At 63.4% G+C, this 8361-nt stretch carries 6 protein-coding genes and 2 tRNA genes; all 8 read left to right on the top strand.

Annotation, left to right across the window (positions count from 1 at the left end; translation table 11 throughout):
* The first annotated feature begins 118 nt into the window (after positions 1 to 118).
* Positions 119 to 3139, top strand: a complete 3021-nt coding sequence (locus EOB59_RS23235) for a caspase domain-containing protein (protein WP_128289323.1) — start codon at positions 119 to 121, stop codon at positions 3137 to 3139.
* A 103-nt stretch (positions 3140 to 3242) separates the two neighbouring features.
* Positions 3243 to 3791, top strand: a complete 549-nt coding sequence (locus EOB59_RS23230; protein ID WP_127267431.1) for a histidine phosphatase family protein — start codon at positions 3243 to 3245, stop codon at positions 3789 to 3791.
* 229 nt (positions 3792 to 4020) lie between these two features.
* Positions 4021 to 4094: transfer RNA gene (locus EOB59_RS23225), tRNA-OTHER, on the top strand.
* Between the two features lie 2 nt (positions 4095 to 4096).
* A tRNA-Asn gene (locus EOB59_RS23220) sits at positions 4097 to 4166 on the top strand.
* A 351-nt stretch (positions 4167 to 4517) separates the two neighbouring features.
* Positions 4518 to 5660 (top strand): slipin family protein, encoded by a 1143-nt coding sequence (locus EOB59_RS23215; protein ID WP_164895726.1) that lies wholly within the window; start codon positions 4518 to 4520, stop codon positions 5658 to 5660.
* Between the two features lie 232 nt (positions 5661 to 5892).
* Positions 5893 to 6174 carry an acyl carrier protein gene (locus EOB59_RS23210; protein ID WP_010909964.1) on the top strand — a complete coding sequence of 94 codons (282 nt, stop codon included), beginning with the start codon at positions 5893 to 5895 and terminating at the stop codon, positions 6172 to 6174.
* Between the two features lie 56 nt (positions 6175 to 6230).
* Positions 6231 to 7421, top strand: coding sequence for a beta-ketoacyl-ACP synthase (locus EOB59_RS23205; protein WP_128289322.1), 1191 nt, complete (start codon positions 6231 to 6233; stop codon positions 7419 to 7421).
* A gap of 51 nt (positions 7422 to 7472) precedes the next feature.
* Positions 7473 to 8361, top strand: an 889-nt coding sequence (locus EOB59_RS23200; protein ID WP_128289321.1) for a beta-ketoacyl synthase N-terminal-like domain-containing protein, incomplete at its 3' end; no start/stop codon positions are given.

Genomic DNA, 8361 nt, shown 5'->3' with positions numbered 1-8361 from the left:
GGGCGAATTTCCCGTGATAGGCGAGCCACGACCGCGACGCAATCGCGCCTGAATTTGATCATCGTCGGCTGGCAGCGTTATAGAGGGTTTGGATCATCAGGGCGGACACGAACGACAAATGGCTTTTGTCGGACTCTCGAACCTTAGTCGTTTGTGGCGGGCATGGCTGACGGCTATCGTCGCCGCACTGCTTTGCCTTGCCGCGACCGCGCTTGCAGTTGCCGAGACGAAAAGCCTTAAGGGCGTGGCGCTGATCATCGGCCAGTCGAATTACCTGCACATCGCCGCCCTGCCCAACCCCGCCAACGACGCCCGCGACATGGCCAAGATGCTGACCGACCTTGGCTTCGACGCCCGCAGCGTCACCGACCGTGACGCCACCAAGCTGAAGCGCGACCTGGAGCGGTTCACCGAAGATGCCGACGGCGCCGATGTCGCCTTCATCTACTACTCCGGTCATGGCATCGAGGCCGGCGGCGAAAACTATCTGGTTCCGGTCGATGCCGACGTCCCGTCGCTGAAGGATGCCGGCACCAGCCTTGTGCCGATATCGGCCGTCATGGAGGCATTGAAAAAGACAGTGCCGGTGACGATCATGCTGCTCGACGCCTGCCGCACCAATCCATTCCCCGCGGATGCCATGGTACGGCGCTCACCGACCGCTTCCGCCTCGCCCATAGGCGCCGGCGGGTTGGAGCCGGTGCGCGGCGCCAAGGCGCTCGGCAATGCACCGGCGGCCGACGCGAGCCTGGGTACAGTGGTCGGCTTTGCCGCAGAACCGGGTCATCCTGCACTTGATGGCGCCGCCGGCGAAAACAGCCCTTACGCGTCCGCCCTGCTGCGCCACCTCGCGGCGATGAAGGGCACCGAATTCGGCTCGGTCATGCGCATGGTGACCGAGGAGGTCTATCTCGACACAAAAGCAAAACAGCGCCCCTGGGTCAACGAAAGCCTGCGCCGGCTGCTCTATTTCGGCGTCGCACCAGTGGAGCCGACCGGCGACGACGGGCTGATCACAGGCGAAAGGCGCCAGCTCCTTCTGACGATTTCCGACCTGCCCGACCCGAAACGGGCGCAGGTGGAACTGGCTTCGCTGCAGGAAGGCGTGCCGCTCGACGCGCTCTATGGCGTGCTGAAGGCGCTCGGCACGGAAAATATCCCCGAAGACCCGACCGACCTGCAAAAGGTGCTCGACGCCCAGGCCGAGCGCCTGAAGAAGATGATGTCCGAGCGCGCCGCTTTGCGCACCGACGATCCAGAGATCAAACGCCTCGTCGCCTCCGCCGACAAGGCGATCGGCCAGGGCGCCATCGTGACGGCGCGCAAATTCCTCGACGATGCGGTGGGCCGGGTCGAGCAGACCAGCGATGCAGTCGATGAGGCCGAGGATCTCGTCAAGCAGAAGCGCCTTGCCGACGCCGCGATCTATGCTAGGCGCGCCGATGCCTCGGGGCTGGTCTTCGACTACAAATCCGCCGCCGGCGACTACGCGAAGGCGTTTTCGCTGGCCGAAAAATGGGACGACAAGCTGCGCTGGAACTACAAGAACCAGGAAGCCGAGGCGTTGAACGCCTACGGCTACGCCACCGGCGACCTCGATGCGCTAAAGCACGCCATCGAAGCCTACCGCACCATCCTGAACTTCATCCCCAATGGCGAACAAAATCGCGACTGGGCGATCACCCGCAACAACATGGCGGTGGTGCTGCAGACCATCGGCGAGCGCGAGACGGAGACCGCGCGCCTTGGAGAGGCCGCACAGATCTTTCGCGCTTCCCTTGTCGTGTTCGAGCGCGAGAAGGACGATCTCAACTGGGCCGCCGCGCAGAACAATCTGGCCAATGTGCTCTTGAAGATCGGCGAACGCGAGAGCGACCCGAAGCGCCTGAACGAGGCGGTGGCGGCGATGCGCGCGACGCTCCAAAAACGCCCGCGCGAAAAAGTGCCGCTCGACTGGGCCGCTTCGCAGAACAATCTCGGCCTGGCGCTCTATGCGCTTTCCGAGCGCGAGGCCGCCGGCGAACATCTGGCGCAAGCCGAGGCCGCCTACCGGCTGGCACTTGAGGAATACACGCGCAAAAAGGCGCCGGTTGAATGGGCGATGGTCGAGAACAATCTCGGCAACACGCTGGTGTCGCTCGGCATTCAGCTCAACAACAAGGCGAAGATAAACGAGGCGGCCGACGCGTTCCGGGCCGCGCTCGAGGTGCGAACCCGTGAGACCTTCCCGGTTTCGTGGGCAACCAGCCGGCTCAACCTCGGCAACGCGCTGAGCGGTGTCGCCCGCTTCGATATGGGCACCGGCGCGCTCGAAGAGGCAGCTGCGGCCTATGACGATGCGCTGACGGTGTTTACCCGGCAGCGTTTCCCGATGGACTGGGCGTCGGCGCAGAACAATCTCGGTTCGATCTATCAGACGCTTGGCCAGCGCACTCGCGACGCGGCCAAGCTGGAGCAGTCGGCGGCGGCGTTCCGGGCGGCCCGGCAGGTCTATGTCAGACGGAAGTTCCCTCGCGATTGGGCAATGAGCCACTACAATCTCGGCAACACGCTGCAGCTTCTGGGCGGCGTGACCGACAAGCCGGAACATTATGGTGAAGCCATTGCCGCCTACCGCGATGCGTTGCGCGAATACAAGCGCGAGACGAACCCGCGCCAATGGGCGCTGGCCCAGGCCGGCCTCGGCTCGACGCTGCATTGGCTGAGCATGAGCGATGCCAATCCCAAGACCCTGCAGGATTCAATCGCCGCACGGCGGGCAGCACTCGAAGTGCTGACCATCGACGCCGCGCCAACCGACTGGGCCAACGCCCAGAACGGCATCGGCATGAGCCTGCTCAACCTCGGCAATCTCGAACGCACCGACAAATATCTCGGTGATGCCGAGGCCGCCTTCGCGGCCACGCTGAAGGTATTCACCAGGGAAAGCCTGCCCATGCAGTGGGCCTTCTCGCAGAACAATCTCGGTGACGTCAGCTGGAATCGGGCCAGCTATGGCGGGGGCAAGGCCGAATATCAAAAGGCGATCGAATTCTTCGAGAACGCCAAGCAGGGCTTTACCGAAGCCGGCTACACGATCCCCATCCCGCTCACCGACCAGAAGATCGATCTGGTGAAGAAGCAGATGGCGAAGAAGTAGGTCTACGCATCCCGCCGACCGCGCCTTGTCTTTCGGCTGGCTTTACCGTCCCTATATGTCCCGTCACCGGAACCCATTGCCGGGAACCGGAGAAGGATAGCGGATGATTCGATTCGCCTTGGCGTTGTTCCTGTTTCTTATTCCCGGCGTGGCCCACGCCACGGATGCAGGCTGGGCGCTGCTGCGCGATGGCGGACATGTCGTGCTGCTGCGCCATGCCATGGTCACCGGCACCACCGACCCGGCCAATTTCGACATCGACAGTTGTGCCACCCAGATGAACCTGTCGGCGCGTGGCAAGCAACAGGCGAGCAAGATCGGCGCTCTGTTTGCCGCCCGTGCGGCACCGATCGAGCGCGTGCTGTCCAGCCGCTATTGCCGCTGCCTCGACACTGCCCGCATCGCCTTCGAGGCCGAGCCGGAGCTGTTTGCTCCGCTCGATCTCCTGAAGGGCGACGAGGCGCAGAAAGCCGCGCAGATCGCGGCGATCCTGAAAGAAATCCGCGCCTATTCCGGCTCCGACAATCTGGTCATGGTAACCCATCTGGAAGACATCGTGGCGCTGACCGGCATCTCACCGCGCGAAGGCGAGGCCGTGGTCGTGGAGCCGCAGGGCGATGGCCTGCGCGTGCTCGGCCGCGTCACCTTCTGAGCGCCCTGCGCGCGATCGCTGACGTCGAAAGCGGTGTTGCCTAAATGCCACCGCCGCAAGAAGCCGCAAATCCGCCACGACAATGCCGCTTGCGACAACCCGTCGCAGGGGCTATAGGCGCGCTCCCGGTCACGAGAACCGAAGTGAGCACAACGGTTGGAGCTTTCGCCTCCGCCCGTGCAGGCGGTTTTGCCGCCCTGTATACGGCGCTGCTTTGGGGATTGGGATCGCGGATGTAGCTCAGCGGGAGAGCGCCGGATTTGGGTCCGGAGGTCGGGGGTTCAATTCCCTTCATCTGCACCACGGATAGCTCAGTTTGGTTAGAGCATCAGATTGTTAATCTGACTGTCGAAGGTTCGATTCCTTCTCCATTGGCCTGAAAAGCCATCCGAAAAACGGTCCGGGACTGGAATGCGAAAGACTGGACGGATGGCCCAAGCCCTCGGGCGCGGATCATCCCAAGCGTCTTTCGCCATCGGCTCGCGGCCAGGCCCGCGGTGACGATCAAGGCGCAGCGTCGCCGGCAAGGGAGGCCAAGGCCTCCGGCGCCCGCTTCACTGCCCCGCGATCCGCTCCCGAAGGCCCGCCACGGATTGATGCCACCAGTCCCCGGATCATTCGTGCCCGGGCTATGACGCAAGAGACGACGTGAAACGAGAAACGAAAGGAACTATCGACGCATGACTTGACGCCTCGCATGGGGCCATGCCCGACAGGAGTAAGACAATGACAATTCTCCACAAGGTTCTTGGGCGCGAGCGCGTCCTCGTAAAGGAAAACGAACGTGCCCTCACCCTCCACAAGGGGGAAATCAAGACTGTCCTGCTGCCGGGCGAGCACTGGCTCGCCAACCGGCGCGGCAGCCTCGAAGTGTCCCGGCACGATCTGAAGAACCCGGAATTCGTTTCGGCATACGAGAAGGCGTTGTTCGACAAGCTCCCGGATGTAGCCGCGTGTCATTTCACCGTCGTTCGCACCGGGCACACGGATGTCGCCATCATCGAGCGTGACGGCAATCTGCACGCCGTGCTGGCGCCGGACCGCAAGCTGGTGCTGTGGACGGATGCCGGCCCGTGGAAGGTGACGCTGATCGACACAGCAGCCGATCTCGCCATCGATGCGGCGGTCATGCGCCGGCTCGGCCAGGCCCGGAAGGCGGAATTGATGGCCGTCCATCCGGTCGTCGACGGTCAGGCCGGACTGCTGTTCATCGACGGTGTTCTGGTCAGGACGCTGACGGCGGGCGTGCATGGCTTCTGGAACGTCGGACGCATGGTGCAGATCAAGGTCGTCGACCTCAAGCGCCAGTCGCTCGACGTTGCCGGGCAGGAAGTGCTGACCAAGGATCGCGTGACGATCCGCGTCAACATCGCGGCCGAATACCGGGTCGTCGATCCTGTCAAGGCGGTGAGCATGGTGAAGGACTTCTCCGAAGCCCTTTACCGCGCCCTGCAGTACGCCTTCCGCAAGACCCTTGGCGCGCTGACACTCGATCAGATCCTTGAAAAGAAGGTGACGATCGACGAGGAGGCCGCTGGCAAGGTCCGCGCCGATATGGCCGAGATCGGGGTGGAGGTCAGCGATATCGCGCTCAAGGATGTCATCCTGCCGGGCGAGATGCGCGAGATCCTCAACCAGGTGGTGTCGGCCGAAAAGCAGGCCGAGGCCAACATCATCCGTCGCCGCGAGGAGACGAACGCGACGCGTTCCCTCCTCAACACGGCCAGGGTGATGGCGGAAAACCCGGTGATGCTGCGGTTGAAGGAGCTCGAGGCTCTGGAAACCATCGCCGGCAAGGTCGAGCGGCTGACCGTCCACAACGGAACCGGCGGGCTGCTGAACGATCTGGTCAAGCTCCGCGACAGCTGATGCATGTCGCCCAAAGTGGTTCCGGTTTTGGAAAAACGACCTGCATCGAAACAAAGGCTGACGTGACGTCAACAGAAGGGCCGCCGGGTAAACCGGCGGCCCTTCTTGCGTTTCCTGGATGCCCTACCCATCTGCGCCCGGCGCATCAGGCCTTTTCCTGCCGGGAAAAACCGATTAGACAGCGCCCAAACAAGATGCGGACAGATTCCGCCCGCAACCGAAGGAAAAGCCCTTGTCCACCACGTTCGACAAAGTCGCCAAGATCATTGCCGACACCAGCGAGATCGATATCGACACGATTACGCCCGAGAGCCACACGATCGACGATCTCGGCATCGACAGCCTCGATTTCCTCGACATCGTCTTTGCCATCGACAAGGAATTCGGCATCAAGGTGCCACTGGAAAAGTGGACCCAGGAGGTCAATGACGGCAAGGCTTCGACCGACGATTACTTCGTCATGAAGAACCTGTGCGCCAAGATCGACGCGCTGGTTGCCGCCAAGACCGCCTGACATCGGTTGAGCGTTCGATCTTGACGCGCTCTGCCGCCTGACCCACAAAGCCGCACATGAGCAGCCCCCGCGACGTCGTCATATCAGGTATCGGCCTTGTCTCCTCGCTGGGGGAAGGTCCGGACGCCCATTGGCAGAAGCTCGTGCAGCCGGGGCTGGAACCGGTGCTCGAAGCGGCGCGCTTTGCACCCTATACCGTTCATCCATTGCCGGAGATCGACTGGAACCTGCAGATCGCCAAACGTGGCGATCAGCGCCAGATGGAAACCTGGCAGAGGCTCGGCACCTATGCCGCAGGCCTGGCGCTGGACGACGCCGGCATCAAGGGCAATGACGAACTCTGCACGACCATGGACATGGTCGTGGCCGCGGGCGGCGGCGAACGCGACGAGGCGGTCGATGCCGCCATTCTCGCCGCTTCGGAAAGCCGCAACGACCGCGATGTGCTGATCAACGAGAAATTGACCACCGAATTGCGGCCGACACTGTTCCTGGCGCAGCTTTCCAATCTGCTCGCCGGCAACATCTCCATCGTCCACAAGGTGACCGGCTCATCCAGAACCTTCATGGGCGAGGAAGGTGCCGGCGTCGCCGCCGTCGAGACAGCAGCCGCGCGCATCCGCTCCGGCCAGTCGACGCACATCCTGGTCGGCGGCGCCTTCCAGACCGAACATTCCGACATGCTGCTCGGCTATGAACTCGCCGGCTATTTGCATCGCGGCCCGTGGAGGCCGGTCTGGCAAAGACAGGGCGCTGAGGGCGGCGGCGTCGTGACTGGATCCGGCGGTGCCTTCCTGGTGCTGGAGCAGCGCGAACACGCGATGAGCCGCGGCCGCAAGATCTATGCCGAGCTTGGGCCGGTCGTCTCCGGCCGCGCCAGGCGCCCACGGGGAGAACTCGACGCCCAGATCGCCGCCCTGCTCAAGCAGGCTGCAATGCCGAACGGCAAATTGCTGGCCATGTCGGGCGCGTCGGGCGCCCATACGGCAACCATCGCCGAGAAAGCCGCGCTCGATGCCAATCCGGCGATTGCCGCGCGCGGTTTCTCGACGCTGACCGGACACATGAAGGAAGCACAGTTTCCCTTCGCTGTGGCACTGGCGGCGCTGGCCGTCGATCGCAAGGCCGCCTACCCTGTTTTTGATGCCGCAGCCGAGAAGCCGTTCGAAGGGGTTCCCGCAACCGTCCTTGCAACGGCGATCGGCTATCACCAATTCGAAGGCATGGCGCTCGTCAACGCCGCCTGATGCGGTGGTCCACGATCCATGCCGCAACGATAAACGATCGAGGGCTACCGCATGGCCAATCTGAACGATCATATGGGCAGGCCGATCGTTGCCGTCACCGGCATCGGCGTGGTGACCTCGCTTGGCGTCGGCAAGGCCGATAATTGGGCGGCGCTGACCTCGGGCAAGTCGGGCATCCACCCGATTACCCGTTTTCCGGTCGATCATCTCAACACCCGCATCTCCGGTATGGTCGACTTCCTGCCGTCGAGCTCGAAGGGCTCCAGCCACCTCACCTATGAACTGGCGGAAACCGCCGCGCGTGAGGCCGTGGCCGAGTCCGGCCTCGATTCCGGTAATTTTGGTGGTCCTCTCTTCCTCGCTTCACCGCCGGTCGAACTCGACTGGCACGACCGCTTCGCACTCTACAATTCCAATGATTTGGACTCCGGCGGAGAACGGCTGCTGCGGGTGGCGCGCGGATTGAAAGAACTCGACTTTTTCGAGACCACGCAGTTCGGCTCGATCGCCGGCCGGCTTGCCGACCGTTTCGGCACCCGCGGGCTGCCGATCACGCTGTCGACCGCCTGCGCTTCCGGCGCCACCGCCATCCAGCTCGGCGTCGAGGCGATCCGCCGCGGCGAATGCGACCGCGCGCTGTCGATCGGCGCCGACGGTTCGGCGACCGCCGAGGCGCTGATCCGCTTTTCGCTGCTGTCAGCGCTGTCGACCCACAACGACATTCCCGAAAAGGCGTCAAAACCTTTCTCCAAGGACCGCGACGGCTTTGTCCTCGCCGAGGGTTCGGGCGCGCTGGTGCTGGAATCACTGGAAACCGCACTCGCGCGCGGCGCCACGATTCTTGGCATCCTGCGCGGCTGCGGCGAAAAGGCGGACGATTTCCACCGCACCCGCTCGAAGCCGGACGCTTCGCCGGCGATCGCGGCGGTTCGTGCTGTGC

The sequence above is a fragment of the Mesorhizobium sp. M7A.F.Ca.MR.176.00.0.0 genome (assembly GCF_004023165.1).
Taxonomy (GTDB): Bacteria; Pseudomonadota; Alphaproteobacteria; order Rhizobiales; family Rhizobiaceae; genus Mesorhizobium.
Note: the sequence above shows the minus strand (reverse complement) of the source record. Positions and strands in the feature narration are given on the sequence as shown.

Coding starts and splice junctions, on each gene's coding strand:
- EOB59_RS23205 (WP_128289322.1), top strand. CDS start 6,231: ATGAGCAGCCCCCGCGACGTCGTCATATCAGGTATCGGCCTTGTCTCC.
- EOB59_RS23230 (WP_127267431.1), top strand. CDS start 3,243: ATGATTCGATTCGCCTTGGCGTTGTTCCTGTTTCTTATTCCCGGCGTG.
- EOB59_RS23215 (WP_164895726.1), top strand. CDS start 4,518: ATGACAATTCTCCACAAGGTTCTTGGGCGCGAGCGCGTCCTCGTAAAG.
- EOB59_RS23235 (WP_128289323.1), top strand. CDS start 119: ATGGCTTTTGTCGGACTCTCGAACCTTAGTCGTTTGTGGCGGGCATGG.